The organism is Mycobacterium arosiense ATCC BAA-1401 = DSM 45069 (assembly GCF_002086125.1).
Lineage (GTDB): Bacteria > Actinomycetota > Actinomycetes > Mycobacteriales > Mycobacteriaceae > Mycobacterium > Mycobacterium arosiense.
In genome coordinates, this window is the sequence record NZ_MVHG01000077.1 from 1 (window position 1) to 25,597 (window position 25,597).

The 25,597-nt window shown below is 69.4% G+C and carries 29 protein-coding genes and 1 pseudogene; 16 read left to right on the forward strand and 14 right to left on the reverse strand.

The window, feature by feature from the left end:
* Window positions 1-101 precede the first annotated feature (101 nt).
* From BST14_RS21895 to BST14_RS21905, 3 genes are all read left to right on the forward strand, one after another.
* Window positions 102-746, forward strand: a complete 645-nt coding sequence (locus BST14_RS21895) for a PPE family protein (RefSeq protein ID WP_083066463.1) — start codon at window positions 102-104, stop codon at window positions 744-746.
* A gap of 27 nt (window positions 747-773) precedes the next feature.
* Entirely contained in the window at window positions 774-1,169 is a 396-nt protein-coding gene (locus BST14_RS21900; protein WP_083066464.1) for a hypothetical protein, read from the forward strand.
* 129 nt (window positions 1,170-1,298) lie between these two features.
* On the forward strand, window positions 1,299-1,862 hold the full coding sequence (locus BST14_RS21905; RefSeq protein ID WP_083066465.1) for a carboxymuconolactone decarboxylase family protein: 564 nt from the start codon (window positions 1,299-1,301) through the stop codon (window positions 1,860-1,862).
* Here the strand turns inward: BST14_RS21905 and BST14_RS21910 are convergent.
* From BST14_RS21910 to BST14_RS21925, 4 genes are all read right to left on the reverse strand, one after another.
* On the reverse strand, window positions 1,851-2,675 hold the full coding sequence (locus BST14_RS21910; RefSeq protein ID WP_083066466.1) for an SDR family NAD(P)-dependent oxidoreductase: 825 nt from the start codon (window positions 2,673-2,675) through the stop codon (window positions 1,851-1,853). The genes BST14_RS21905 and BST14_RS21910 overlap by 12 nt on opposite strands.
* A 30-nt stretch (window positions 2,676-2,705) precedes the next feature.
* Complete coding sequence (locus BST14_RS21915) at window positions 2,706-3,563, reverse strand: endonuclease domain-containing protein (RefSeq protein WP_083066467.1); 858 nt, start codon at window positions 3,561-3,563, stop codon at window positions 2,706-2,708.
* 225 nt (window positions 3,564-3,788) lie between these two features.
* Complete coding sequence (groL, locus tag BST14_RS21920) at window positions 3,789-5,414, reverse strand: chaperonin GroEL (RefSeq protein WP_083066468.1); 1,626 nt, start codon at window positions 5,412-5,414, stop codon at window positions 3,789-3,791.
* A 185-nt stretch (window positions 5,415-5,599) separates the two neighbouring features.
* Window positions 5,600-6,166 carry a TetR/AcrR family transcriptional regulator gene (locus BST14_RS21925; RefSeq protein ID WP_083066469.1) on the reverse strand — a complete coding sequence of 189 codons (567 nt, stop codon included), beginning with the start codon at window positions 6,164-6,166 and terminating at the stop codon, window positions 5,600-5,602.
* Between the two features lie 102 nt (window positions 6,167-6,268).
* Here BST14_RS21925 and BST14_RS21930 point away from each other — a divergent pair, with 102 nt between their 5' ends.
* A complete protein-coding gene (locus BST14_RS21930) occupies window positions 6,269-7,183 on the forward strand; it encodes an SDR family NAD(P)-dependent oxidoreductase (protein ID WP_083066470.1) in 915 nt (304 codons plus the stop codon).
* 112 nt (window positions 7,184-7,295) lie between these two features.
* Here the strand turns inward: BST14_RS21930 and BST14_RS21935 are convergent, their stop codons facing one another.
* Window positions 7,296-7,994 carry a M24 family metallopeptidase gene (locus BST14_RS21935; protein ID WP_083066471.1) on the reverse strand — a complete coding sequence of 233 codons (699 nt, stop codon included), beginning with the start codon at window positions 7,992-7,994 and terminating at the stop codon, window positions 7,296-7,298.
* A 29-nt stretch (window positions 7,995-8,023) separates the two neighbouring features.
* On the opposite strand from BST14_RS21935, the gene BST14_RS21940 reads away from it, so the two are divergent.
* The 4 genes from BST14_RS21940 to moeA all read left to right on the forward strand — a co-directional run bounded on the left by BST14_RS21940 (window position 8,024) and on the right by moeA (window position 11,247).
* Window positions 8,024-8,518: a cupin domain-containing protein gene (locus tag BST14_RS21940; protein WP_083066472.1), complete on the forward strand. Its 495-nt coding sequence runs from the start codon at window positions 8,024-8,026 to the stop codon at window positions 8,516-8,518.
* An 86-nt stretch (window positions 8,519-8,604) separates the two neighbouring features.
* Window positions 8,605-8,931 carry a hypothetical protein gene (locus tag BST14_RS29720; protein ID WP_142279536.1) on the forward strand — a complete coding sequence of 109 codons (327 nt, stop codon included), beginning with the start codon at window positions 8,605-8,607 and terminating at the stop codon, window positions 8,929-8,931.
* A 154-nt stretch (window positions 8,932-9,085) separates the two neighbouring features.
* Window positions 9,086-10,024 (forward strand): SDR family NAD(P)-dependent oxidoreductase, encoded by a 939-nt coding sequence (locus tag BST14_RS21945; RefSeq protein WP_083066473.1) that lies wholly within the window; start codon window positions 9,086-9,088, stop codon window positions 10,022-10,024.
* 17 nt (window positions 10,025-10,041) lie between these two features.
* Window positions 10,042-11,247, forward strand: a complete 1,206-nt coding sequence (moeA, locus tag BST14_RS21950) for a molybdopterin molybdotransferase MoeA (protein ID WP_083066474.1) — start codon at window positions 10,042-10,044, stop codon at window positions 11,245-11,247.
* Between the two features lie 7 nt (window positions 11,248-11,254).
* Here the strand turns inward: moeA and BST14_RS21955 are convergent, their stop codons facing one another.
* The gene (locus BST14_RS21955) at window positions 11,255-12,466 is read right to left on the reverse strand and encodes an MFS transporter (protein WP_083066475.1); all 1,212 of its coding nucleotides are present in this window, start codon (window positions 12,464-12,466) and stop codon (window positions 11,255-11,257) included.
* Between the two features lie 65 nt (window positions 12,467-12,531).
* On the opposite strand from BST14_RS21955, the gene BST14_RS21960 reads away from it, so the two are divergent.
* Genes BST14_RS21960 through BST14_RS21970 form a run of 3 tightly spaced genes read left to right on the forward strand, consistent with a single transcriptional unit; the run spans window position 12,532 to window position 16,297 of the window.
* Window positions 12,532-13,254, forward strand: a complete 723-nt coding sequence (locus tag BST14_RS21960; RefSeq protein WP_083066476.1) for a phosphatidylserine decarboxylase — start codon at window positions 12,532-12,534, stop codon at window positions 13,252-13,254.
* Window positions 13,251-14,114, forward strand: coding sequence for a CDP-diacylglycerol--serine O-phosphatidyltransferase (gene pssA / locus BST14_RS21965; protein ID WP_083066477.1), 864 nt, complete (start codon window positions 13,251-13,253; stop codon window positions 14,112-14,114). Before BST14_RS21960 ends, pssA begins: the two co-directional genes overlap by 4 nt.
* Window positions 14,111-16,297: an AAA family ATPase gene (locus BST14_RS21970; protein WP_083066478.1), complete on the forward strand. Its 2,187-nt coding sequence runs from the start codon at window positions 14,111-14,113 to the stop codon at window positions 16,295-16,297. Before pssA ends, BST14_RS21970 begins: the two co-directional genes overlap by 4 nt.
* Here the strand turns inward: BST14_RS21970 and BST14_RS21975 are convergent.
* Window positions 16,271-16,867: a TetR/AcrR family transcriptional regulator gene (locus BST14_RS21975; protein ID WP_083066479.1), complete on the reverse strand. Its 597-nt coding sequence runs from the start codon at window positions 16,865-16,867 to the stop codon at window positions 16,271-16,273. The genes BST14_RS21970 and BST14_RS21975 overlap by 27 nt on opposite strands.
* A 21-nt stretch (window positions 16,868-16,888) precedes the next feature.
* Between BST14_RS21975 and BST14_RS21980 the strand changes: the two genes are divergently transcribed.
* The gene (locus BST14_RS21980; RefSeq protein WP_083066480.1) at window positions 16,889-17,752 is read left to right on the forward strand and encodes a DUF2867 domain-containing protein; all 864 of its coding nucleotides are present in this window, start codon (window positions 16,889-16,891) and stop codon (window positions 17,750-17,752) included.
* 20 nt (window positions 17,753-17,772) lie between these two features.
* On the opposite strand, the pseudogene BST14_RS21985 reads toward BST14_RS21980, so the two are convergent.
* The 7 genes and pseudogenes from BST14_RS21985 to napA all read right to left on the reverse strand — a co-directional run bounded on the left by BST14_RS21985 (window position 17,773) and on the right by napA (window position 22,794).
* A pseudogene (locus tag BST14_RS21985) lies at window positions 17,773-18,425 on the reverse strand (enoyl-CoA hydratase/isomerase family protein).
* A complete protein-coding gene (locus BST14_RS21990) occupies window positions 18,422-19,444 on the reverse strand; it encodes a TIGR03617 family F420-dependent LLM class oxidoreductase (RefSeq protein ID WP_083066481.1) in 1,023 nt (340 codons plus the stop codon). The pseudogene BST14_RS21985 and the gene BST14_RS21990 overlap by 4 nt, the downstream one beginning before the upstream one ends.
* A 27-nt stretch (window positions 19,445-19,471) precedes the next feature.
* Window positions 19,472-20,110, reverse strand: a complete 639-nt coding sequence (locus tag BST14_RS21995; protein WP_083066482.1) for an LON peptidase substrate-binding domain-containing protein — start codon at window positions 20,108-20,110, stop codon at window positions 19,472-19,474.
* Window positions 20,110-21,249, reverse strand: coding sequence for a glutamate--cysteine ligase (locus tag BST14_RS22000; RefSeq protein WP_438502197.1), 1,140 nt, complete (start codon window positions 21,247-21,249; stop codon window positions 20,110-20,112). The genes BST14_RS21995 and BST14_RS22000 overlap by 1 nt, the downstream gene beginning before the upstream one ends.
* Complete coding sequence (sodC, locus tag BST14_RS22005) at window positions 21,230-21,910, reverse strand: superoxide dismutase[Cu-Zn] (protein ID WP_083066484.1); 681 nt, start codon at window positions 21,908-21,910, stop codon at window positions 21,230-21,232. The genes BST14_RS22000 and sodC overlap by 20 nt, the downstream gene beginning before the upstream one ends.
* 79 nt (window positions 21,911-21,989) lie before the next feature.
* Window positions 21,990-22,466 (reverse strand): LytR C-terminal domain-containing protein, encoded by a 477-nt coding sequence (locus BST14_RS22010; protein WP_083066485.1) that lies wholly within the window; start codon window positions 22,464-22,466, stop codon window positions 21,990-21,992.
* 19 nt (window positions 22,467-22,485) lie between these two features.
* Complete coding sequence (gene napA, locus BST14_RS22015) at window positions 22,486-22,794, reverse strand: nucleoid-associated protein NapA (RefSeq protein WP_007768412.1); 309 nt, start codon at window positions 22,792-22,794, stop codon at window positions 22,486-22,488.
* A 202-nt stretch (window positions 22,795-22,996) separates the two neighbouring features.
* Here napA and BST14_RS22020 point away from each other — a divergent pair, with 202 nt between their 5' ends.
* The 4 genes from BST14_RS22020 to BST14_RS31750 all read left to right on the forward strand — a co-directional run.
* Window positions 22,997-23,590, forward strand: a complete 594-nt coding sequence (locus BST14_RS22020) for a peptide deformylase (RefSeq protein WP_083066486.1) — start codon at window positions 22,997-22,999, stop codon at window positions 23,588-23,590.
* Window positions 23,590-24,498 (forward strand): N-acetylglutamate synthase, CG3035 family, encoded by a 909-nt coding sequence (locus BST14_RS22025; RefSeq protein ID WP_083066487.1) that lies wholly within the window; start codon window positions 23,590-23,592, stop codon window positions 24,496-24,498. The genes BST14_RS22020 and BST14_RS22025 overlap by 1 nt, the downstream gene beginning before the upstream one ends.
* A gap of 68 nt (window positions 24,499-24,566) precedes the next feature.
* Window positions 24,567-25,373 carry an exodeoxyribonuclease III gene (locus tag BST14_RS22030; protein WP_083066488.1) on the forward strand — a complete coding sequence of 269 codons (807 nt, stop codon included), beginning with the start codon at window positions 24,567-24,569 and terminating at the stop codon, window positions 25,371-25,373.
* A gap of 46 nt (window positions 25,374-25,419) precedes the next feature.
* On the forward strand, window positions 25,420-25,597 hold a 178-nt coding region (locus tag BST14_RS31750), incomplete at its 3' end, for a transposase (RefSeq protein ID WP_142279208.1).

Here is a 25,597-nt window from a genome sequence, read left to right on the forward strand (position 1 = left end):
ACCCAAGCCCGCCCCGGCAAGTTGGTCCGCGGGCGCCAGCCCATCCCCGCACCCTCGCGATAACGCCACCAAAAGTGGCATATACCAGTTAAGTTGGGTCCGTGACGAACCCGCATTTTGCGTGGTTGCCGCCAGAAGTCAACTCGGCACTAATTTTCTCCGGTCCTGGTCCCGGGCCGCTGCTTGCTGCCGCGGCGGCGTGGGACGGGCTGGCCGGGGAGTTGGCATCGTCGGCATCGTCATTTTCTTCGGTGACGTCGGATCTCGCCAGCGGGTCGTGGCAGGGCGCGTCGTCGACGGCCATGATGTCGGTCGCCAGCCAATACGTGAGCTGGCTCAGCGCCGCGGCCGCTCAGGCCGAAGAGGTGTCACACCAGGCGTCGGCCATCGCGACCGCGTTCGAGGTGGCGCTGGCGGCCACCGTGCAGCCGGCCGTCGTGGCGGCCAACCGCGCCCTGGTGCGCGCATTGGCGGCCAACAACCACCTGGGTCAGAGCACCGCGGCCATCGCCGACATCGAGGCCGCCTACGAGCAGATGTGGGCCGCGGACGTCGCGGCGATGTTCGGCTATCACGCCGACGCATCGGCGGCCGTGGCCAAGTTGCCGCCCTGGAATGAGGTGCTGCAGAACCTCGGGTTCTCCAACACCAGCACCGCCGTCACCCGCCAGGCCGGCTCCGGCGCCGTCGCCCGCGGCTACACCTCGCGCATCGCCGGGTTCCTGCGGCCGTCGGCGCCGCAGTAGCGCGAAGGCCCGCGCCTATCCTTAGTCATGCGCACCAAGAAGAAGGTCGACCTCAAGGCGCTGGCCGACGCGCTGGTCGATTACCCGTACGCGTACTTGATCACGGTCGACGACGAATACCGCGTGCACACCGTGACGGTCGAGCCGCGGCTGCGTGACGCCACTCTCGACGTAGGACTAATCGGCGGCCGAACGCGCAACAACCTGGCCCGGCGCGCCGACGTGACCCTGTTGTGGCCACCCGCCGAGCCGGGCGGCTACTCGCTGATCGTCGACGGCAGCGCCGAGGTGAGCGACGCGGGGGGCGAAACCGCGCGGCTGGCCGTGGCACCCACCCGCGCGCTGCTGCACCGCGACGCCGACTCCCCCGACGCGGCCAAGGGCTGCCTGCACGACTGCGTGGTGTTCTCGCTGCCGGCGTAGTGCCGATCGCGAGGGCGGCGAAGCCGGGCGAAGCGGGTCGGCACGCGATCTCACAAGCCGATCGCGAGGGCGACGAAGCCGGGCGAAGCGGGTCGGCACGCGATCTCACAAGCCCGTACAGTCTCATCCGTGAGCCGCGTCGCACCGCTCGCTCCGCCGTGGAGCGAAGAAGATGCCACTGGCATCAACAGCTGGGGTCACCCCGACCGCACCTATGAGCCGCTGCTTTTGGTGCGTTGCCTGCAGCGCCATCCGACACTGGCCTCCCGGCTGCGTAAGCTCGGCGAATCCCTTTATGTCGCAGCGCTTTTGCCGGGCCGCACGCGGACCATCGCCATCTTGCGGATCTGCGCGCTCGTCGGCTGCGCATACGAGTGGGGCGGACAGGCGGCCTTCTGGGGCCCGATCGCGGGTGTCAGCGACGACGAGTGCGACGCGCTGGTCACCGGCGGGCCGGACGACCCGCGGTGGAGCAGCGCGGAGCGGACGCTGATCGAGGCGGTGGACGAACTCGAGCGCACCGGCTCGTGGTCGGAGGCGACGTGGACCGCGCTGGGCCGCGAGCTCAACGACGAGCAGCGCATCGAATTGCTCACGGCCATCGGCTGGTACCGCACGATCTGCACGCTGTGCAACGCGCTCGCGTTGCCGGTGGAGGGCTGGATGCGGCCCTGGCCCGGGTCAGCGCGCTGAGCGGTCCCTGCGCAGGCTGGGATGCTGATTCTTCAATAGCGGCAACAACACCCGCCGCGGCATGAATTGAAACAGGCGGGTGCTGATCTGGCTCGGCAATCCGGGGATCACCGTTGCGCGGTCGTGGTCGAGCGCGTCGACTCCGGCGCGCGCCACCTCACGCGACGGCTTCCACATGAACTTCGGGAACGCATCGGCGAAGTCTCGCTCGTCCATGCCGGCGCTCTTCACGAACTCGGTGCGCACCGGGCCAGGGCACAGCAGCGCGACGGTGACGCCGGTGCCGGCGATTTCACCGCGCAGTCCCTGGGTGTAGTTGTTGACGAACGCCTTGGTGGCCGCGTAGCCGACCTGCCCCGGAAAGGGTTGGTAACCCGCGGTGGAGCCGATGTTGAGGATCGCACCGCGGCCGCGCGGCACCATCTGCTGGACCGCGCGGGTGGTCAGGTCGATGACGGCCTCGACGTTGATCCGCACCTGGGCGATCTCGGCGTCGACCGGCGTTTTGGTGACCGACCCCATGGTGCCGATGCCGGCGTTGTTGACCAGGATGTCGACGGTCAGGCCGCGGCGGCCGACCTCGTCGAGAAGGCCGGCGCGGGCGGCGGAATCGGCGACGTCGCAAGCGATCACCTCGACCCGCACCCGGCCGGCGAGTTCGTCGGCCAACTCGCGCAGCCGGTCCTCCCGGCGGGCCACCAGTGTCACGCCGTGCCCGCGGTCGGCCAATTCGCGCGCGATGTCGGCACCGATGCCCGACGATGCGCCGGTGACGACGGCGGTGCTGGTGGGTGCGGGAGTTGGAAGGGCCACGCGTTCACACTAGGTCGCCGAGCGTGGGCCCTATGTACCGGAACCGCCTTCTTTTCGTCCAAAGGCCCCACGCTCGGCGAGCTTCGCTTTGACGCGCTTGACGAGCGCGTCCGGGCGCGACAGCATCTCGGCGCTGACTCTGATCACGGACCAGCCGGCCGCTTCCAGCAGGGCGATTCGCTCGATATCCCACGACCGCTGATATCGGTCCTCCCAGTGCTGGATTCCGTCGTACTCGACTGCGACCTTCCATTCACGCCATCCCATGTCCATTCGGATATGCAGATGCCGTAGTTCAATCTGCGTTTCGGGCTTCGGAAGCCCGGCGCGTACCAGTAACAACCGCACCCTCGTCTCCTGTGGCGATTCGGCACCACCGTCGACCAACTCCAGCGCGGCGCGCAGCCGCCGAACAGCGCGCGCACCCGGATGCCGGTCGGCCACCGCAACGACGTCGGCGGGGCAGACGCCGGTGGCATTCAGCAATGCGTCGAGGATCGGCACGGCCGTGACAACCGGCAGCGCACGGCCGATATCGAAGGCGGTTCGGGCCGCGCTTGTCACGCGCATTCCCCAAGCCATCCGAACCTCGTCGTCCGCGAGGTCGTAGGTATGCACAACCAGACCGCGCTGATTGTGCCGATCAGCGCGGACGATCTCCCCGGGCGCGGCTGGATCAAGCCATCTCGTGCCGAGCACCGCGGCGGCCGATAGGCCGGCCAGTGTGGCGCCCGTCGACAGCCATGCCGCGCGCGCTTTGACGACAGCCGTGAGCTCCACATTCCGAGCGATGTACACGTTGCGGAACACCGCCCGATACTGGGTGCGCAATTGGCGGCGAGTGACCGCGCCCTGCTTGAGCGCTTCGCTACCGAGAAATGGCCCCATGCAGGCATGTTCGCCGGGCTAGACCCATTGATGTGTGCGCCGAGTGTGGGCCCCGTGGACGAAATTCGAGCTGTGGAGATACCTATCCCCCACGCTCGGCGCACATCCCGCAGACACGAAAAAGCCCGGCCCCGTGGGAGCCGGGCTTTTCCGTGCGTGAGTCGGACTTGAACTGATCGTCCGATTCCTCCTCGCGCTGCTACGCAGCGCGCATCGTCGTCGGACTTAGAAGTCCATGCCGCCCATGCCACCGGTCGGGTCGCCCGCGGGTGCGGCCGCCTTCTCCGGCTTGTCGGCGACGACGGCCTCGGTGGTGAGGAACAGGCCCGCGATGGACGCCGCGTTCTGCAGCGCCGAACGGGTCACCTTCACCGGGTCGGCGACGCCGGCCTTGAGCAGGTCCTCGTACTCACCGGTCGCGGCGTTCAGGCCGGTGCCGGCGGGCGAGTTGCGGACCTTCTCGGCCACGACGCCGGGCTCCAGACCACCGTTGAAGGCGATCTGCTTCAGCGGAGCCTCGAGCGCCACGCGGACGATGTTCGCGCCGGTCGCCTCGTCGCCTTCGAGCTTGAGTTCATCCAGCGACGGGGTCGCGTGCAGCAGGGCCACGCCACCACCGGCGACGATGCCCTCTTCGACGGCGGCCTTGGCGTTGCGGACCGCGTCCTCGATGCGGTGCTTGCGCTCCTTGAGCTCGACCTCGGTCGCGGCTCCGGCCTTGATCACCGCAACACCGCCGGCCAGCTTGGCCAGGCGCTCCTGCAGCTTCTCGCGGTCGTAGTCGGAGTCGCTGTTCTCGATCTCGCTGCGGATCTGGGCGACCCGGCCGGCGATGGCGTCGGAGTCACCCGCGCCCTCGACGATGGTGGTCTCGTCCTTGGTGACGACGACCTTGCGGGCCTTACCCAGCAGGGCGATGTCGGCGCTCTCCAGCGACAGGCCGACCTCTTCGCTGATGACCTGACCACCGGTGAGGATGGCCATGTCCTGCAGCATCGCCTTGCGGCGGTCACCGAAGCCGGGAGCCTTGACGGCCACCGACTTGAAAGTGCCGCGGATCTTGTTGACGACCAGGGTGGAAAGCGCCTCGCCCTCGACGTCCTCGGCGATGATCAGCAGCGGCTTGCCGGCCTGGATGACCTTCTCCAGCAGGGGCAGCAGGTCCTTGACGGTCGAAACCTTGGAGCTGACCAGCAGGATGAAGGGGTCCTCGAGGACGGCTTCCTGACGCTCGGCGTCGGTCACGAAGTAGCCCGAGATATAACCCTTGTCGAACCGCATACCCTCGGTGAGCTCGAGCTGCAGGCCGAAGGTGTTGGACTCCTCGACGGTGATGACGCCCTCGTTGCCGACTTTGTCCATCGCCTCGGCGATCAGGTCGCCGATCGACTGGTCGCCCGCGGAGATGGCCGCCGTGGCAGCGATCTGGTCCTTGGTCTCGACCTCTTTAGCCGACTTGAGCAGCGTCTCGGTGACCTTCTCGACGGCCTTCTCGATGCCGCGCTTCAGACCCAGCGGGTTGGCGCCGGCCGCGACGTTGCGCAGGCCCTCGCGGACCAACGCCTGGGCCAGCACCGTCGCCGTCGTCGTGCCGTCACCGGCAACGTCGTCGGTCTTCTTGGCGACTTCCTTGACCAGCTCGGCGCCGATCTTCTCGTAGGGGTCCTCCAGCTCGATCTCCTTGGCGATGGACACACCATCGTTGGTGATCGTGGGGGCGCCCCACTTCTTCTCCAGGACGACGTTGCGGCCCTTGGGACCCAACGTCACCTTTACCGCGTCGGCGAGGGCGTTCAGCCCCCGCTCGAGGCCGCGACGGGCCTCCTCGTCGTACGCAATTGTCTTGGCCATTGCGAAGTGATTCCTCCGGATTGGGGATGACACGTTCTGGCCGGGTGCAGTGCCCGCGACGGACGGCTAGGTGTCTTCCGCTTGTCGCGGCCCTGGCCTCACCGTCCCGACCTAGCACTCACTGGTCGCGAGTGCCAACGTCATTCTTAGCACTCGCCTATGCCGAGTGCAAGAAGTGTTCAGCGCTATCGCCCAGCGCGTAAACCGTCGACGACGACGTCGGTAACCCGCTCGGCCAACGCCGAGTTGTAGGCCTCCATCGCCTGACACCCGACCAGGATCGCCTTCACTTCGCGCACCCCGATGTCCTGGCGCGCGGTGCCGGCCCGCTGCGCGGCCCGGAGCAGCTCGTCGAGCATGGCCAGGAAGGCATCCTCGGCGTCGGGCGCGGCGGTGGCGATGTCGATGCCGAGCCCGGCGAGCGCGTCGGCCAGCCCGCGGTCCGTCGCGCCCCACTGCAACACCATCGAGCGCAGGAAGGTGAACAGCGCTTCACCGGAGCCCTCGGATCCCAGCAGGGCGCGCCCGTCGTCGACCAGCCGTTGCATCCGGTCCTCGATGACCGCCTGGAACAGCGCTTCCTTGGTCGGGAAGTGCCGATAGACGGTGCCGGCCCCGACGCCGGCCCGCCGCGCGATCTCGTCGATGGGCACCGCGAGGCCCTCGGCCGCGAAGGTGTCGTAGGCGACTTCCAGCACGCGGGCGCGATTGCGCGCCGCGTCGGCGCGCAACCGGCGTTCGGGCTGTGCCATCTGTTCACCCCCAACGGTTGACAAAACGGGGCGTGCGTTCCGTATAGTCGGATCCAACCGGAGCGCTCGCCCCGTTTACTTTACAAGCTCAAGGAGTCTCTCATGGCCAAGTGGACCACCACGGACATTCCCGACCACCAGACCGGACGGGTTGCCGTCATCACCGGGGCCAACACCGGGCTGGGCTACGAGACCGCCCTCGCGCTGGCCGACCGCGGCGCCCACGTGGTGCTGGCGGTGCGCAACCTGGACAAGGGCAAGGACGCGGCCGCCCGCATCACCGCCCAGAGCCCACATGCCGACGTCGCACTGCAGGAGCTCGACCTGACGTCGCTTCAGTCGGTGCGGGCGGCGGCCGATCAGTTGCGCGCCGCGCACGACCGCATCGACCTGCTGATCAACAACGCGGGCGTGATGTGGACGCCGAAGTCCACCACCCAGGACGGCTTCGAGCTGCAATTCGGCACCAACCACCTGGGCCACTTCGCCTTCACCGGGCTGCTGCTGGACCGGCTGCTGCCCGTCGCCGGGTCGCGGGTCGTGACGGTCAGCAGCGTCGGCCACCGGATCCGCGCCGACATCCACTTCGACGACCTGCAGTGGGAACACGGCTACAACCGGGTCGCCGCCTACGGGCAGTCCAAGCTGGCCAACCTGCTGTTCACCTACGAGCTGCAGCGCCGGCTCGCCCCGCACGGGACCACGATCGCCGTGGCCGCCCACCCCGGTGGGTCGCGCTCGGAGCTGACCCGCAACCTGCCCGGGTGGGCCGCGCTGCTGCTCCCGCTGGTCGAACCGCTGTTCCAGGGAACGGACATGGGCGCCCTGCCGACCCTGCGCGCCGCGACCGACCCCGGCGTGCTGGGCGGGCAGTACTACGGCCCCGACGGCTTCGGCGAGCAGCGCGGCCACCCCAAGATCGTGACCTCCAGCGCCAAGTCGCACGACGTCGACCGGCAACGACGGCTGTGGGCGGTGTCCGAGGAGCTCACCGGGGTGACCTATCCCCTCGACTAGCCCGATGGTGCCGACCCGCCGCGCCCGGCGCACGCGCCGCGCTCGCGATCGGCACTAGCCCGATGGTGCCGACCCGCCGCGCCCGGCGCACGCGCCGCGCTCGCGATCGGCACTAGCCCAGATCGAGCAGCTGCTCGTAGAAGCCGCCGAACCCGCGCGGGCGGTCGACGAGGTGAATCTCGAGGATCCAGTGGCAGATGCGCCCGCGCGGATCGGTACGGCGCATCGGCTTGTTCGACCCGGGCATGATGATCCACTCGACGCCGGGTCCGGCGATCTTCTTGTGCGGGAACTCGCCGATCAGATGGCCAGCGATGTGGCTGCCCCACTCGAAGCCCTCGGCGGCGGCCACCCTGACCACGTAGTCGAACAATTCGGCGCCGGTGATCTGGGCATGGCTGGCGAAGTGATCGCGGCCGGCCTGCCACACCCGTGGCAGCGCATCACGAAGGGCCGCCTTGTGCGGGTCGTCGCCGAGCACGAACGTCCGCCCGAAATCGGCCTCCCACTCCTCGAAGATAGGCCCCAGGTCGAGGAAGACGATGTCGTCGGCGGCGATCACCCGGTCGGGCGGACGTTCCTGGAACGGCTGCAGCGTGTTCTCCCCCGCGCGCACGATCCGCCTGTGCCAGTGCCGGGTGACCCCGAACATCTCCCCGGCGAGGTCATGGATCTGGTCGGAAAGTTCCTTTTCGGCCAGCCCGGGACGGATCATGGCCCGGCGCTCGATCTCGTCGAACAGCTGACCGGCTTTGGCTTCGGCCTCCAGCAGCCGTTGCACCCGAACATCTTCCGCGCTCGATCCCTTCACACCGGCGATGCTATGCGCACACTGGAACCATGTCCCTCGTCGTGCCGCCCTATCCGCCAGCCCGCTACATCGAAGACGAACCGGAAATCAGCGCCTGGCTCAAGCGGGCCGATCGGCAACCGGACTACGAGACCTCCGGTGTCAAATACCACTACCTGGCCAACCAACGGGAGACCGCCGGTGATTACGGGCTTTACCGGGTCGACATCGCCCCGGCCGGCGGCGGCCCCCCGGCGCATTTTCACCGCGCCATGTCCGAGGCCTTCTTCGTGCTGTCCGGGACGATGAAGCTCTTCGACGGCACGCAGTGGGCGGACGGCCACCAGGGCGACTTCCTGTATGTGCCACCCGGGGGCGTCCACGGTTTTCGCAACGAGGCGGACGAACCGGCATCGATTCTGATGCTGTTCGCGCCCGGCGCGCCCCGCGAGGCCTACTTCGAAGGCTTTGCGGCCCTGGCGGATATGACCGACGACGAGCGTCGCGAATGGTTCATTCGCCACGATAATTTCTGGGTGCAGTAAACCCTTGCGTTAACGCGCATTTTGTTCCGCCGTAACGTTTCTGGACTCGACGCCGACCACGAGAAGATGGGGCGTAGGGTGTGGCCGTGCCAACAGGGAAGCCGTCGAACCGGGCCGCGGCCTGGATGCGGCAACGGATCGATTACTCGATGAGCGCCCCGGTGATGATCAGCCTGCGGATCAAACGCCCAAAACCCCGGAGCACAACGGGCTTTCGGCCGCGTCCACCCGCGCCGGCCGCCGTGCGGGAACACGGCGCCCGGGTGATCGGCTACCAACGCGGCGGGCGAGGATTGCGCGACCGCGCCCGGGCGCGCCTGTCGCTCGCACCGCCCGCGATGACTCGGCGGCCCCGCGTACCACGCACGCCAGGCCGCCGCTACGTCGCACCCGTCAAGTCGCCGTCGACATAGCGCGCCAGGCCGATCGTTTGCGAGGCGGTCCCGTGGTCGAAGGAAATCGCTGTCTGGGCAACGGTTTTTCGCCGGAGGCCCACCACGGCCGGAACGGTCGTGAGGTCGTCGCCCAACCCGACGCCGTCGACTGCCGATGAGTATGTTTTGGGCCATGGCATCCAACGACAAAGAGAACCGCAACTGGTCGGAGGGCGACGTCCCGGATCAGAGCGGCCGCGTCGTCGTGGTCACCGGCGCCAACACCGGCATTGGGTATGAGGCGGCCGCCGTGCTGGCCTACCGCGGCGCCCACGTCGTGCTCGCGGTGCGCAACCTCGAGAAGGGCAACGCGGCGCTGTCGCGCATCGTCGCCGCCAGCCCGCGCGCGGATGTCACGCTGCAACAGCTGGATCTGTCCTCGCTGGACGCGATCCGGTCGGCCGCCGACGCGCTGCGCGCGGCCTACCCGCGCATCGACCTGCTGATCAACAACGCGGGCGTGATGTGGACGCCCAAGCAGGTCACCCGGGACGGTTTCGAATTGCAGTTCGGCACCAACCATCTGGGCCACTTCGCGCTGACCGGGCTGCTGCTCGACCGTCTGCTGGTGGTGCGGGATTCGCGGGTGGTGACGGTCAGCAGCGTCGGCCACCGGATCCGCGCCGACATCCGCTTCGACGACCTGCAGTGGGAACGCCGCTACGACCGCGTCGCCGCCTACGGGCAGTCTAAGCTGGCCAACCTGCTGTTCACCTACGAGCTGCAGCGACGGCTGGCGGCCCAGGCCGACGCGAAGACCATCGCCGTCGCCGCGCACCCCGGCGGCACCAACACCGAGCTGGCCCGCAACCTGCCGGGCGTCTTGCGGCCGGTGCAGGCCGTGCTGGGGCCGGTGCTGTTCCAGAGCCCGGCCATGGGCGCGTTGCCGACGCTGCGCGCCGCCACCGATCCGACCGTTCAGGGCGGGCAGTACTACGGTCCGTCGGGATTCCTCGAGCAGCGGGGCCGGCCCAAGCTGGTCGAGTCCAGTGCCCGGTCCCACGACGAGGAGCTGCAGCGCCGGCTTTGGACCGTCTCCGAAGAACTCACCGGCGTCAGCTTCCCGGTCTGACGCGGATAATGGCTCCGATGCGCTCAGTCGCCGAACATCAGCGGGTTGTCACCGAGTTGATTCGGGCCCGGGTGCCGGCGGCGGTCGCGCTCACCGAGGCCCAAGGCCTGGTCCTGGCCGAGGACGTGGTGGCGCAGCTGGCCTTGCCGGTCTTCGACAACTCCGCGATGGACGGCTACGCGGTGCACGCCGAAGACACCTCGACGGCCACGCCCGAACACCCGGTGGTCCTGCCCGTCGCCGAAGACATTCCGGCCGGGCGCACCGACGAACTGACGCTGCAGCGCGGCACTGCCCACCGGATCATGACGGGGGCGCCGCTGCCGGCCGGGGCGACCGCCGTCGTCCCGGTGGAGGACACCGACGGCGGTGTGGAGGTCGTGTCGATCCGCGCGCACCGCGAGGCGGGCAAGCACATCCGGCGCGCGGGCGAGGACGTCTCCCCCGGCACCACCGTCCTGCGCCGGGGTCAGGTCGTGACGCCGGCGGTGCTCGGCCTGGCGGCGGCGCTGGGAATCGCCGAGTTGCAGGTGATTCCGCGCCAGCGGGTGCTGGTGATCTCGACCGGATCGGAGTTGGTGACGCCGGGCACCGCGCTGCTGCCCGGCCAGATCTACGAGTCCAACTCGATCATGCTGGCCGGCGCCGTCCGGGACGCGGGCGCCGAGGTGGTCGCCGTCGCGACCGCGGAAGACGAAGTGGCCCAATTCAGTTCGATCATCGACCGATACGCGGGTGAAACCGACCTGATCATCACCAGCGGCGGCGTCAGCGCCGGCGCCTACGAGGTGGTCAAGGACGCCTTCGGGCGCGAGGGCGACCAGGGCGTGGAATTCGTCAAGGTCGCCATGCAGCCGGGCATGCCGCAAGGCGTGGGACGGGTGGGCGGGGCGACGATCGTCACGCTGCCCGGCAACCCGGTCAGCGCGCTGGTGTCCTTCGAGGTGTTCATCCGTCCCGCGTTGCGCAGGGCCATGGGCCTGCCGGACCCGGATCGTCCGCATCGCACCGCGATCCTCGCCGAATCGCTGACCTCGCCGCGCGGCAAGCGCCAATTCCGCCGCGCGGTGCTCAACGACGACGCGAGCACGGTCACCAGCTACGGGCCGCCCGCGTCGCATCACCTGCGGTGGCTGGCGTCGGCGAACGGCCTGCTCGACATCCCCGAGAACGTCGTCGAGGTACCCGAGGGAACCCGGCTGCAGGTCTGGGATCTGCGCTAGGGGTTCACTAGCCGGCAGGCGTGGCCACGTCGCGAAGGAACTCGTCGGCCCTGTCGAACGCCGGGGTGCAGCGGATGGCGATGCCGACGATCGCCAGCATCACCGGGATGATGGCCAGCGCCGCCGACAGCCCGACCCGGCCGGACAAATGCCCGATCAGCGGCGGCCCGAGCAGGTAGCCCAGCCATCCCGTCGCGGCCACGATGGCGATCGCGGATCCGGCGCCACTGGCGCCGTAGGCCGCGCTGAAGGCGGTGGGCACCAGTAGCGCCACCCCGGCACCCAACGCCGCGAAACCGACCACGCCGATCCACGCGTTGGCGGTCGCCAGCGTCACGCTCGTGCCGACGACGGCCACCATCGCCAGCGCCGGCAGCAGCCGGCGGCTGGGCACCCGCGCGTGCAGTCGCGGCGCGCCGAACCGGGTGATGACCATCGCGCACGCGTAGCCGGCGTAGCTCACCGCGGCGAGGGTCGGGCCGGCGCCGACGACGTTGCGCAGATAGTTGGCCGACCAGTCGGTGGCCGCGCCCTCGCACAGAAACGAGGCGAACGACACGGCCGCCAGAATCGCCACCGCCGGCGTCATCCAGACCCGGTCGCCTTCGACTTCGCCCGACGGCGCCGCGCTTTCCGCCGCGTCGGGGATCAGGCGCCGGGTCAGGGTTTCCACCACGATCAGGACCACCAGCCCGAGCACCGTCAGCTGGGCGGTCAGCCCGACACCGGCGCTGACGCACACCGCGCCGATCACCGCCCCCGCCAGCGCCCCGACGCTCCACATGCCGTGGAAGCGCGCCATGATCGGAGCCCGGGCGAGCCGCTCGACCGTGCCGGCCTGAGTGTTCATCGCGACGTCCAGCGCACCCTGGAACAGCCCCCACAGCGCCAGCGCCGCGAACAGCGAGGCCCCGGATCGGGCCAGGCCCACCGTCATTCCGGCCGCCGCATAACCGGCCACCGTGATTGGAATCAGCCGGTGGCTACCCCAGCGGGGCAGCGCCCAGTGGCTGAGCACCGTGGCCACTACCGATCCCAGCGGCGCCCCGAACAGCGCCATTCCCAGCGCCGCGTCGGAAAGGCCGAGTTCGGCCTTGACGTGCGGGATGTGGGCGGCCCAAGACGAGAACACCGCCCCGTGTGCGATGAAGACGGCGGCGACCGCGACTTTCGCCCGGCGCGCCCGTATTGCCGGTCGATCGGCGCTGTGCGATTGCATGTTGAAGGTGGACGTTCCCCCTGCGGGCGGCTACGAACCAGATGCGGGCTCCGTAAGATGGCCGCGTGGCACGCCGCCCCCGCACCGTCGGCCCCTCCGCTCAAGACCCGGGCTTCAGCCCGCAGCACGCACTGGAATTGGTGCGCTCCACTATCCCACCCGTGCATCCGGCCGGGCGACCGTTCATCGGCGCCGCGCTGGCGCTGGCCGTGGTCGGCCGCAGGCACCGGTGGGTGCGACGCGCGGCCCTGCTGGCCGCCGGCGCCGGCGCGGGATTCTTCCGTCACCCCCCGCGGGTGCCACCGGCCCGGCCCGGCGCGATCGTCGCACCCGCCGACGGCGAGATCTGCGTGATCGACTTCGCCGCACCGCCCGCCGAGTTGAGCATGGGCGACGCGCCGCTGCCGCGGATCAGCATTTTCCTGTCGCTGCTGGACGCCCACGTGCAGCGCGCGCCGGTCAGCGGCGAGGTGGTCGCCGTGCAGCACCGGCCGGGCCGCTTCGGCTCGGCCGACCTGGCCGCGGCGAGCACCGAGAACGAACGCACCAGCCTGCGGATCCGCACACCCAGCGGCGCGGATGTCGTCGCGGTGCAGGTCGCCGGGCTGCTGGCCCGGCGCATCATCTGCGACGCGCACGTCGGGGACAAGCTGTCGATCGGTGACACCTACGGCCTGATCCGGTTCGGGTCCAGGCTGGACACCTACCTGCCGGCCGGCTCGGAACCGTTGGTGAAGGTCGGCCAGCGCGCGATCGCCGGCGAGACCGTGCTGGCCGAGCTGCCATGATCAGCAAGCCGCGCGGACGGCCGGCGGTCAACCTGCAGATCCTGCCGAGCGCGATGACGGTGCTCTCGGTCTGTGCGGGGTTGACGTCGATCCGGTTCGCCCTCGAGCACCAGCCCAAGGCCGCGATGGCGCTGATCGCCGCGGCCGCGATCCTGGACGGGCTCGACGGGCGGGTGGCCCGCATCCTGGACGCCCAGTCGCGGATGGGCGAGGAGATCGATTCGCTGGCCGACGCGGTGAATTTCGGCGTGACCCCGGCCATCGTGCTCTATGTGACGCTGCTGACGAATTCACCGGCCGGCTGGGTGGTGATCCTGCTCTACGCCGTGTGCGTGGTGTTGCGGCTGGCACGGTTCAACGCCTTGCAGGACGACGGCAGTCAGCCGTCCTACGCGCACGAGTTCTTCGTCGGCATGCCCGCGCCGGCCGGCGCGATCTCGATGATCGGCCTGATCGGGCTCAAGCTGCAGTTCGGTGACGGCTGGTGGACGTCGCCGCTGTTTTTGTGCATCTGGATCACCGGGACGTCGATTTTGATGGTCAGCAAGATCCCGATGCGCAAGATGCATGCGGTCGCGGTGCCGCCGAACTGGGCCGCGCCCCTGCTGGCGATCTTGGCGATCTGCGCGGCGGCGGCGGTGCTGGCGCCCTACGTCTTGATCTGGGTGATCATCGTCGCCTACCTGTGCCACGTGCCGTTCGCCATCCGCAACTCGCGCTGGCTGGCGGCGCACCCCGAGGCGTGGGACGACGCACCCAAGCAGCGCCGCGCCGCGCGGCGCGCGATCCGCCGGGCGCAACCCAGCCGCCGGTCGGTGGCGCGGCTGGGCCTGCGCAAGCCGGGCAGGCGCTTGCCGTGAGTCGCTCCGGCGACGACGCGGGCCCGGCCCGTCAACTCACCTTGACCGCCCGGCTGAACACCTCCGCCGTGGACTCCCGCCGCGGTGTCATCCGGTTGCATCCGAATGCCATTGCGGCACTGGGCATCCGGGAATGGGACGCGGTATCGCTGATCGGGTCGCGAACCACCGCGGCGGTGGCCGGCCTGGCCGGACCCGACACCCCGGTCGGCACCGTGCTGCTCGACGACGTGACGCTGTCCAACGCGGGTCTGCGCGAGGGGACCCCGGTGGTCGTCGGCGCGGTCACCGTCTACGGCGCGCGGTCGGTGACGCTGGCCGGCTCGACGCTGGCCACCCAGTCGATCACGCCGGTCACGCTGCGACAAGCCTTGCTGGGCAAGGTGATCACCGTGGGCGACGCCGTATCGCTGCTGCCCCGCGACCTGGGCCCGGGCACCTCGACGTCAGAAGCCACCCGCGCACTGGCCGCCGCGGTGGGCATCAGCTGGACCTCGGAACTGCTGACGGTCACCGGCGTCGACCCCGACGGTCCGGTCAGCGTGCAACCCAACTCGCTGGTCAGCTGGGGCGCCGGTGTCCCGTCGGGCGCCGGCACCTCGTCGCGGATATCGGTCGAAGTCGCCAGACCGGAGATGGTCGTCGAGGAACTCAAGGGCACCCAGCCCCAGGCCGCCAAGCTGGTCGAGTGGCTCAAGCTCGCGCTCGACGAACCGCATCTGCTCAAGACACTGGGCGCCGGCGCCAATCTCGGCGTGCTGGTGTCGGGCCCGGCCGGCGTGGGCAAGGTGACCCTGGTGCGCGCGGTCTGCGGCGACCGCAGGCTGGTCACTCTCGACGGCCCGGAGGTCGGCGCGCTGGCCGTCGAGGACCGGCTCAAGGCGGTGGCGTCGGCGGTGCACACGGTCCGCGACGGAGGCGGTGTGCTGCTGATCACCGACGTCGATGCCCTGCTGCCGGCCACCGCCGAGCCGGTCGCCTCGCTGATCCTCGGCGAGCTGCGTACCGCGGTGGCCAGCGAGGGCGTCGCCCTGATCGCCACCTCCGCGCGGCCCGACCAGCTCGACGCCCGGCTGCGTGCCCCCGATCTGTGTGACCGGGAGCTGGGCCTGCCGCTTCCCGACACCGGCACCCGCAAGGCGCTGCTGGAGTCGCTGCTGCGCAACGTGCCCACCGGTGACCTCGACCTCGACGAGATAGCCGCTCGGACACCGGGTTTCGTCGTCGCCGACCTGGCTGCGCTGGTGCGCGAGGCGGCGCTTCGGGCGGCGTCGCGGGCCAGCTCCGACGGCCGGCCGCCGGAGCTGAAACAGGAGGACCTGGCCGGTGCGCTGACCGTGATCCGGCCGCTGTCCCGCTCGGCCAGCGAGGAGGTCAGCGTCGGCGACATCACCCTCGACGACGTCGGCGACATGGCCGAGGCCAGGCAGGCCCTGACCGAGGCCGTATTGTGGCCGTTGCAGCATCCCGACACCTTCGCCCGGTTGGGTGTGCAGCCGCCGCGCGGCGTGCTGCTGTACGGGCCGCCCGGCTGCGGCAAGACCTTCATCGTGCGGGCGCTGGCCAGCACCGGCCAGCTGTCCGTGCACGCCGTGAAGGGCTCCGAGCTGATGGACAAGTGGGTGGGCAGCTCGGAAAAGGCGGTGCGCGAACTGTTTCGGCGCGCCCGTGATTCGGCGCCCTCGCTGGTGTTCCTCGACGAGGTGGACGCGCTGGCGCCGCGGCGCGGGCAGAGCTTCGACTCGGGCGTCACCGATCGCGTGGTGGCCGCGCTGCTGACCGAACTCGACGGCGTCGACCCGCTGCGCGACGTCGTGGTGCTGGGGGCCACCAACCGGCCCGATCTCATCGACCCCGCGCTGCTGCGCCCGGGCCGGCTGGAGCGGCTGGTTTTCGTCGATCCGCCCGATGCCGCGGCCCGCCGAGAAATCCTGCGCACCGCGGGCAAATCCATTCCGCTGGGTGCCGACGTCGATCTCGACGAGGTGGCGGCCGGACTCGACGGCTACAGCGCCGCCGACTGCGTGGCGCTGCTGCGGGAGGCCGCACTGAGCGCGATGCGCCGATCCATCGACGCCACCGACGTGACGGCCGCCGACCTCGCGGTGGCCCGCGAAAACGTCCGCCCCTCTTTGGATCCCACGCAGGTCGAGTCGTTACGGGCGTTCGCCAAAGCTCCGTAGCACGGCCAGGGCCGACGCCGCGACGTCCTTTTCCAGCCAGGTCGGCATCGGGTCGTCGTGTGCGTGGCGGCGCACCACGGCGTAGGGCAGGTCGGCGACCGCCCGCGCGACGGCGTCCACCGATCGCGGCCTGGAGTTCCCATAGAGTTCTCGCGCCAACGCCGCGACGCGTTGGGTCAGCGGCGCGTTCATTTCGGCGAGTGTCTGCCGGAACGCCGTGTCGGGCTCGTCGTCGAGCAGGTCACCGGGCCGGATCGTCAGCAGCAGCCGGGCGTCCTGGGGCAGGGCGCGCGCGAAACCGACGGCGGCGACGGCCATCGCGACGGCGGTGTCCGTCGGCGTTTCGCCGTCGGCCGCCAGCGCGCGCTCCTGGAAGCGTTGCAGCGCGCGCAGCCACGCCGCCGTCAGGATGCCGTCGCGGTTGCCGAACCGGTGATACAGCGTGCCCGCCGGTGCGCCACTGGCTTTCGCGATCGCCGCCACGCTGGCGGCGCGCGGTCCGCCGTCGAGCACCAGCGTTCGGGCTGCGTCGAGAATCACATCGGTTTCATGCTTCCGCGGAGGCGCCATGATCTAGTACATTCCTTCTATATGGAACGATTACCCTACATTGATGAGCATGCCATAACCATCGACGCGAACCGCGAAGACACGTGGTCGGCGCTGCTGCGAGTGATGTGCCGCGACCCGCATGACCCGTCGACCGTGCCGGTCGGCTTCGCCCTGGACGAGGCCCGGCAGCCGGCGCGGTTCGCGCTCAAGGGCCGCCACTGGTTCGCCGTCTACCGGTGGGTGTTCGAGCTCGACGCGCTCGAGGCCCCCGCGCGCACCCGGCTGCGGGCGGCGACGTGGGCCGACTTCCCCGGTCTCCGCGGCAAGGCGTACCGGGCGCTGGTGATCGGCACCGGCGGGCACCGCATTGTCGTGCGGAGGACACTGAAACGTGTTGCGGCAGCGGTGCTCGACGAGCGGGCGCAGACCGGCGAGGGCGCCGCCGATTACGTGGACGTCTTCGAGGTCCCCATTGCCGCCGGCGACGCGCGCACCGCCGAACAGTCGTTCCGCGACGGGCTCGGCGACACACCGGGCGCGGGCGGAAAGCTGGTGTTGTGGATCCATCGCAACGTGTTGAGGCTGCGGCTGGGTCCGCCGCGGTCCGCCGGTCATCTCATCGGCTGGCCGATCGTGCGCTCGGACCCCGACGAACTGGTGCTGGCCGCACGCGGGCCACTCATGCGCGGCGAACTCACGCTGCGCCGCCAGGACGGTCGGCGCGCCGTCCTGACCACCCGCCTGCACTACCGCCACCGGGTCGCCGCCCGCGCGGTCTGGGCGCTGATCTGCCCTCTGCACCGGGTCGTCGCGCCGCGGCTGATGGCGCGCAGCGCCCGCCGGGGCCGGACCGGGTCGTCGCAGATAACGATAACGAAACCTTCGTTGCCTCAACGTGTTTGACCCAGCCCCGCTAAAGCGAGCTATTTGTTGTTTGGTGGTGGTTGGGGTTGGAAGGGTTCATACCAGCCCGCCCGCTCGGGAAGCGGCGTCCACTCGCGAGACAGCCGCGCGGTGAAGCCCCGGCGCCCGGTGTCCGAGGAACGCGGCGACGCCCTCTGCGGCGTCGGCGCCGCCGAAGGTTCGCCCGGTCAGCAAGATGTCGGCGGCCACGCCCAGAGTGGTCAACTGGGTCAGTGTCCAATGCGCCATGCAGTCGGGCAGCACGCCCCGGCGGACCTGTACCACACCGCATTTCGCCTCTTCGGCGACGATGCGGATGTCGGCCTGCAGCGCGATGGTCAGCCCGATGCCGATGGCGTGGCCGTTGACGGCGGCGATCACCGGTTTGCGCAGTTCGAAGGCGGCCGGTGTGATCGGCGACGCCGAGAACGTGCCTGCGTCGACGGGCGCGTCGAAAGGGCTTACGCCGCCGCCGAAGTCGGCCCCGACGCAAAAGGCCGCGCCCCGCTCCGGTGACCACGATGGCCCGCACGTCGTCATCGTCGCCACACTCGCGGTACGCGCGGCTGAGCAGGGCGCCCATCTCGGCGGTGTAGGCGTTGAGATGGTCGGGCCGGTTGAGGGTGAGGACCGCCACGCCCGAGTCGCTTTCGACCGTCAGGTCCTCGCTCATGGCAGCGCGGGCACCCGATGCAGGGCGCCGATCATGTCGGCGACGTCCGCGGGGCGCGGCTGGTAGGCCGGGAAATAGCAGCACACCTCATCGGCGTGCGCACCGAACCGCGCGGCGATCTGCTCTGCGCATTGCTCGGGCGTGCCGACGATCCCGATCCGCGCAACCATCTCGTCGGTGATGAGCCGGCGCATGTCGGCGAAGCGGCCCTGCTTGGTCAGCGCGTTGAGTTCGGGCTGCACGCCGGCCCAGCCCTCGACCTCGAGCACGGGCAGGTAGGCCGGCGTCGAGCCGTAGAACGCGATCAGGGAGGCCACCCCGTTGATCGCGGCCGCCAGGTCGACCTCGTCACGCCCGACGGCGACCATAGCCTGGGCGATGATCTGGAACTCATCGAACGACCGCCCCGAGCGGCGCAGCCCCTCGGCGATCGCGGGAAACGTGCGGTCGGCGAAGTGGCGGGCGCTGTTGAACGGCATCACCAAGAGGCCGTCGGCGACCTCGGCGGCGGTGCGCGACATCACCGGGCCCAGCGCGCCCAGCAGCACCGGGGGCGGCCCGAACGGATTGGGCCCGGGGTTGAAGTTGGGCGCCATGATGGTGTGGGTGTAGAACTCGCCGCGAAAGTCCAACCGGGCCTGGCCTTCCCACGCGGCGAATATCGCCTTGATAGCGGCGATGGCCTCGGCCATCCGCGGCGCCGGCCGTTCCCATTTACTGCCATAACGCTTTTCGATGTGCGCCTTGATCTGCGAGCCGAGGCCGAGGCGGAACCGGCCGCCGCTATAGAGCTGCAGATCGTAGGCGGAGTGCGCCATGTGTACCGGGCTGCGCGGCGGGGCGATCGCCACGTTGGTCATCAAGTCCAGGCGGGTCGTGCCGGCGGCGATCAGCAGCGGGAAGAAGACATCGTGCTGGCCCTCGAAAGTGAACAATCCGTCCGCGCCCGCCGCGACCATCTCGGCGGCGCTTGCGGCCGCCTGCGCCGGTGAACCGCTGAGCTGAAGCTGAACCTTCATGCACCGTCCTTCCGCGAAACCGCCCGGTCAATCGGAAAGCTGAAACTCCACCACTTCGGCGACCGCGTCCACGGCTTCGCGCAACGCGGCGAGGCGGGCGGCTGCCGTCGGCGCCGACAGCACCGAATAGCGGTCCGCCGTGCCGATCGGGATGCGAGATGCCAACGCCAACAAGCGTTTACCGGCAGGGCCGGCCGGGCCGTGGCCCAGGATCACCTCGCGGTCCGGCAGCTTGATGTCGCGCGCCTGCGCGATCCGCTCGAACAGCGCCATAGCCCGGTCTTCGACGTCGAGCAACTGGGCGCCCGACACCGCGTCGCCCGGTTCGTCGGGCCACAGCGTGACCGTCGCCCGCGGGTAGGGGTCGTCGGGCAGCCATTCGGTCACCCGGATGCGTTCCCCGGTCCGGCATTTCAGTGAATAGCGGCCGGCGCCGTGGTCGACGCAGTCGGTGATCCGCGACAGCACGCCGACGTCGCAGCGCGCATCGCCGCCGCCGACCTCACGCCCGCGCGAAATCAGCACCACCCCGAACGGGTCGCCGGTGTCCGTGCAGTCGCGCACTAGCGCGCCGTAGCGTGGCTCGAAGATCCGCAATGGCAGGTCCTGGTCGGGCAGCAGCACCGACTCCAGCGGAAACATGGCCAGTTCAAGGGATTCCGTCATCAGATTTCCAGTTCGGCCACCAGCGCGTCCACGACCGCGCGCAGGTCGCCGTCATGTTCTTCGGCCACCCGGCGCTGCCGTTGGTAGGAGGCGCCGTGGCGGGGTATGTCGGCCACCGCGGCCAACTCGTCGACGCAGTTCAGCTTTTTTGCCACCGGCTCCAACCGGTTGAGCACCTCGTCGAGATCTTCGGTGACCAATCGCTCGTTGCTGTCGGCATCCAGGATGATCACCGCGTCCAGGCCGTAGCGCGCGGCGCGCCACTTGTTCTCCTGGTTGTGCCAGGGCGGCATGCTCGGCAACGACTCGTCGGCTTCCAGTCGACGGTCCAGATCGACCACCAGGCAGTGGGTCAACGCGACCAGCGCGCCCAGCTCGCGCAGATTGGACACGCCGTCGCAGATCCGCATTTCCAGCGTGCCCAGGTGCGGTGAAGGCCTGATATCCCAACGGACTTCGTCGACATGGTCGATGATGCCCGTCTTCTTCTGGTCGTAGACGAAGCGTTCGAACTCGGCCCAGGTCTGGAATTGGAACGGCAACCCGGCGGTGGGCAGCTGCTGGAACATCATGGCCCGGTTGCTCGCGTAGCCGGTGTCCACGCCCGCCCACCACGGCGAGGACGCCGACAGCGCCAGCAGGTGCGGGTAATAGTTCAGCAGCGACGTCATGATCGGCATCACCTTGTTCGGCGAGGAAATGCCGACGTGCACGTGCACGCCCCAAATCAGCATCTGCCTTCCCCACCACTGGGTGCGCTTGATCAGTTCGGCATAGCGCGGTGCGTCGGTGAGTTTCTGAGAGGTCCATTGCGCGAACGGGTGTGCGCCGGCGCAGAACAGCTCCATGCCACGATCCCGCACGATGCGGCGCGCGGGCCCCAGGGTCTGGCGCAGATCCTCCATCGCCTCGCCCGCCGAGCGGCAGATGCCGCTGACCACTTCGACGGTGTTGCGCAGCAATTCCTTGTGTACGCGCGGGTTTTCGCCGATCTCGGCGATCACGGCGGTGGCTTCGTTGCTCAGGTCGCGGGTGTGGGCGTCGACGAGGGCGAACTCCCATTCCACCCCGAGGGTCGGCCGCGGGGAACGGGCGAAGTCGATGCGGGCGTCGGCCCGCTTAGCCTGCACCGATGACACCGCACGCCACCCGCTTGCCGGCGTCACCGGTGCTCATCGTCATGTCGCCCGGGCCCGGCGTGCCGTTGGTCTGGTCATTGCGCCCGGATGCGGCGTCGGCGGAGTTTGCCGCACCGGCGTGAATAATGATCGCGGTCTTCTGCCCCGTGAGCAGATCCTCCATGGCGAAGGCGTCCGTGGTGGTCATCAACGTTCCGGAGCCGTCTTTGCGCACCTGCAAGGTCGGCAGGTCCCCACTTGCGGGCTCGCCGGTGTGCCCGGGCGCCTGGAAGTGGTCGCCGGCGGACAGGAAGTCGCCCGGCGCGCCGCCGGTCGGGGCGACCGAATTCGGCTCGCACTTGCCGACCTTATGGATGTGCACATCGTGGAAGCCGGGCGCGAGCACGCCGTTGGCGGTCGTCTCGATGGTGACGGTGGCATAGCCGTTGTTGAATTCGAACGTCGCGGTGGCCACCTGGGTGCCATCCGGCGCCTTCAGATGCGTGATGACGCTCGGCGCCGCCGCGGGCCCGGGTTCCGAGGCCGTGGCGCCCGACGGTGAGGGCGATCCGGTCCAGATCGCCGGGGTGGTGCCCGGAACCGACGACGACTGCTGGGGCGACGAGCAAGCGCCTAACAGCGCGACACTACCGGCCAGTACCAACGCGCGCAGCTTGGGCATAGCCAGCAGCCTATCGCCTACCTAGCCCCACGACGATGCGAGCCGGAACGGCGCGCGGCGGAGAGTCGGGCGGTCGGAATCAGCCCGCTACGAGGACGATGACACCCGGCGGCTCGCCGCTGAGTGCGGGGATTCGTGGTTCGACGGGCGCGCTCAGGTTTTTGCCCACCGCGTCCGCGGTAGCGTGCTCGTCGCCTGCGTCGGTGTAGTAGACCGTGGTGGCCGAGACGTCGGGCACGGTCATGTTGTCGACCTTGGTGACTTTGAAGCCGGCGGAGGTCAGCTGGTCCTTGGTGTGCGCGGCGACACCCTCTTTCGAGGAAATGTTGTAGATTTGCACCTCGGCCTGCGTGCTCGCGGGCTTGTTGGTCGGCGACGCGGACGCGGAGGTGCTGGCGCTCGCGCTGGACACCGGCGATGCCGAATCGTCGTCAGAGCTCCCGGACGAACCCAGAGCCTGCCAACCGAGCAGCAGGAAAATGACGCCGAGGAACAACAGCACCATCACCATGGCCCGCAGGGGCAGCCCAGTGGAGTCGGGAACTCGTTCTTTCATCGAGCCCTACTGTAACGAGTCAGGTCACCTCGAAGCCGAGGCGCCGCGCCGCGCGCGCCTTCTGCCTGCTGGCGCGCAGCCTGCGCAGCCGTTTCACCAGCATCGGGTCGGCGGCCAGCGCCTCGGGCCGATCAACGAGCGCGTTGAGCACCTGGTAGTACCGCGTCGCCGACATCGAGAACAACTCTTTGATGGCGTCTTCCTTCACACCGGCGAACTTCCACCACTGGCGCTCGAAGGCCAGGATGTCGTGCTCGCGGCGGGTCAGCCCATCTGCGATTTCAGAGTCGTCCCCCGATCGATTTGCCCGCGCCATGGCGCTGTCCATATCGCTTCCCCTGGACCCTTTCGGCGAATTCCGAACTGCTCGAATGACTTGACTTAGCTAAGGGCGTGTTTCGGCGAATATTGAAACACGGGCCAAACCCTCAAGCCGTGATCCAGACCCGCGAGTCGGCCGATTGCCCAAGATTGCCCAGACGCCGATCGCCGGCTGAGCAGCCCACGGGCGTGCGGTAGCTTAGCCGACCATGGCAGTCGTTTCGATCCGCATCGTGGGAGATCCCGTCCTGCATACCCCGACGCAGCCGGTGCCGGTCGCTGCCGACGGTTCGCTGCCCGCGGATCTGGCCGAGTTGATCACCAACCTGTACGACACCATGGACGCCGCGCACGGGGTGGGGTTGGCCGCCAACCAGATCGGGGTCGGCCTGCGGGTCTTCGTCTACGACTGCGCCGACGACCGGGGCCTCACCGACCGGCGGCGCGGCGTCGTCGTCAACCCGGTCCTGGAGACCTCCGAGATACCCGAGACCATGCCCGATCCGGACAACGACGACGAGGGGTGCCTGTCGGTGCCCGGCGAGTCGTTCCCCACCGGGCGCGCCAAGTGGGCACGCGTCACCGGACTCGACGCCGACGGCACGCCGATCTCCATCGAAGGCAACGACCTGTTCGCGCGGATGCTGCAGCACGAGACCGGGCACCTGGATGGCTTCCTCTATCTGGACCGCCTCATCGGCCGGCACGCGCGCAGCGCGAAACGCGCCGTGAAATCCCACAACTGGGGCGTTCCCGGCCTCTCCTGGATGCCCGGGGAGGGGCCGGACCCGTTCGGTCACTGATGTTCTCGTGGCCCGACCCGGGAACCCGGGTGACGGTGCGCTACCGGCGCCCGGCCGGCTCGGTGCCGCCGTTGACCGATGCGGTGGGCCACTTACTGGCCGTCGACCCGATGGTGCGGGTGCGCACGAAGACCGGCGCGGTCGTCGAGTTCGCCCCGTCCGACGCGGTGGCGCTGCGGGTGCTCACCGACACCCCGATCCGCACCTCCCAGATCCGCGCGCTCGAGCATGCCGCCGCCGCGGCCTGGCCGGGCGCGGAGCATGTTTGGCTGGAAGGCTGGCTGTTGCGCGCCGGCCGCGGTGTGGACCTGGCCGCGAATTCCGCGGTGCCACTTGATATCTCCGCCCATGTGGGCACGGTCCCGGCCATCGTGGACTGGTACGAACGCCGCGGGCTGACGCCGCGGCTGGCCCTGCCCGATCGGGTTCTGACGCCGCCGCCGGGGCTGACCGGCGAAAGCACGGAACGGCTTGTCGTGCGCGACCTTTTCGAGGTGAGCGCCCCCGATGCCGATCCGTCCATCACGTTGGCACCGGGCCCCGACGACGGGTGGCTGCGCATCCACGACGACGACATTCCGGTCGACGTGCTCACCGCCGTCATCGGCGGCGAGCTCGTGTTCGGCACGCATCGCGGCGGCGCCGCCGCGCGTGCCGCGGTGACCGAGGCACCCGATGGCGCGCGGTGGGTCGGCATCTCGGCCGTGCGCTGCACAACCGGCGCGGACGATCACGCGGCGCAACTGTGCGAGGCGTTGCTGGCATGGGGCGCGAACCGCGGTGCGACACGCGGCTACCTGCGGGTGCCCGACACCGGTGCCGCGACGCTTGACGAGGCGCTGGGTTTCCGGCTGCACCACCGCCGCCGTTACGTCCCGGTGCGCCCGGGCTTCTGGGATAGCGTTTAGCCGTGCCCGACGCGATGGCTGATGGCGGCGACCCGCCGCGCCCGGCTTCGCCGCGCTTGCGATCGCCGCTGCGGCTGGCCACCTGGAACGTGAATTCAATTCGGTCCCGGCTGCCCCGCGTCATCGACTGGCTGGCCCGCGCCGAGGTCGACGTGCTGGCGATGCAGGAGACCAAATGCTCCGACGGCCAGTTCCCCACCCTGCCGTTCTTCGAACTCGGCTACGAGGTCGCCCACGTGGGTTTCAACCAATGGAACGGCGTGGCGATCGCCTCGCGCGTCGGTCTCGACGACGTGCAGATCGGATTCGACGGGCAACCCAGCTGGAGCAGCAAGCCCGAAGTCGCCGCGGCCGCCGAAGCCCGCGCCCTCGCGGCGACGTGCGGCGGCGTGCGGATGTGGAGCCTCTACGTTCCCAACGGCCGCGCACTGGGCGACCCACACTACACCTACAAACTCGAATGGCTTGCCGCACTGCGTGATTCGGTATCGGGTTGGTTGCGCGAGGATCCCACCGCCGCGATCGCACTGGCCGGCGACTGGAACATCGCCCCGCAGGACGATGACGTGTGGAGTATGGAGTTCTACACAGGCGCCACGCACGTCTCCGAGCCGGAGCGCCGCGCGTTCGCCGCCATCATCGACGCGCAATTCACCGATGTGGTGCGCCCTTTCACGCCGGGCCCGGGGGTGTACACGTACTGGGACTACACCCGGTTGCGGTTCCCGAAGGGACAGGGCATGCGCATCGATTTCATCCTCGGCTCACCGGCTTTGGCCCGCCGCGTGACCGGGGCGCAAATCGTCCGTGACGAACGCAAAGGCAAGGTGGCCAGCGATCACGCGCCGGTCCTCATCGACGTGCGGCGCGACTAGGGCGTGTCTGGCAAAGATTTTGGATGTTGTGCCCGAGGCTTGAGTCATGTCGCGGTTTCAGTTGCTCACCGATGCTCAGTGGTCGTTGATTGAAGATTTGCTTCCGACTCGGACAGGCAAGCGGGGCAGGCCCTTTCAGGATGCCCGCTCGATGGTCGAGGGCATTATTTATCGGTACCGGTGTGGGATCGCCTGGCGAGACGTGCCCGGGGCGTTCGGGCCGT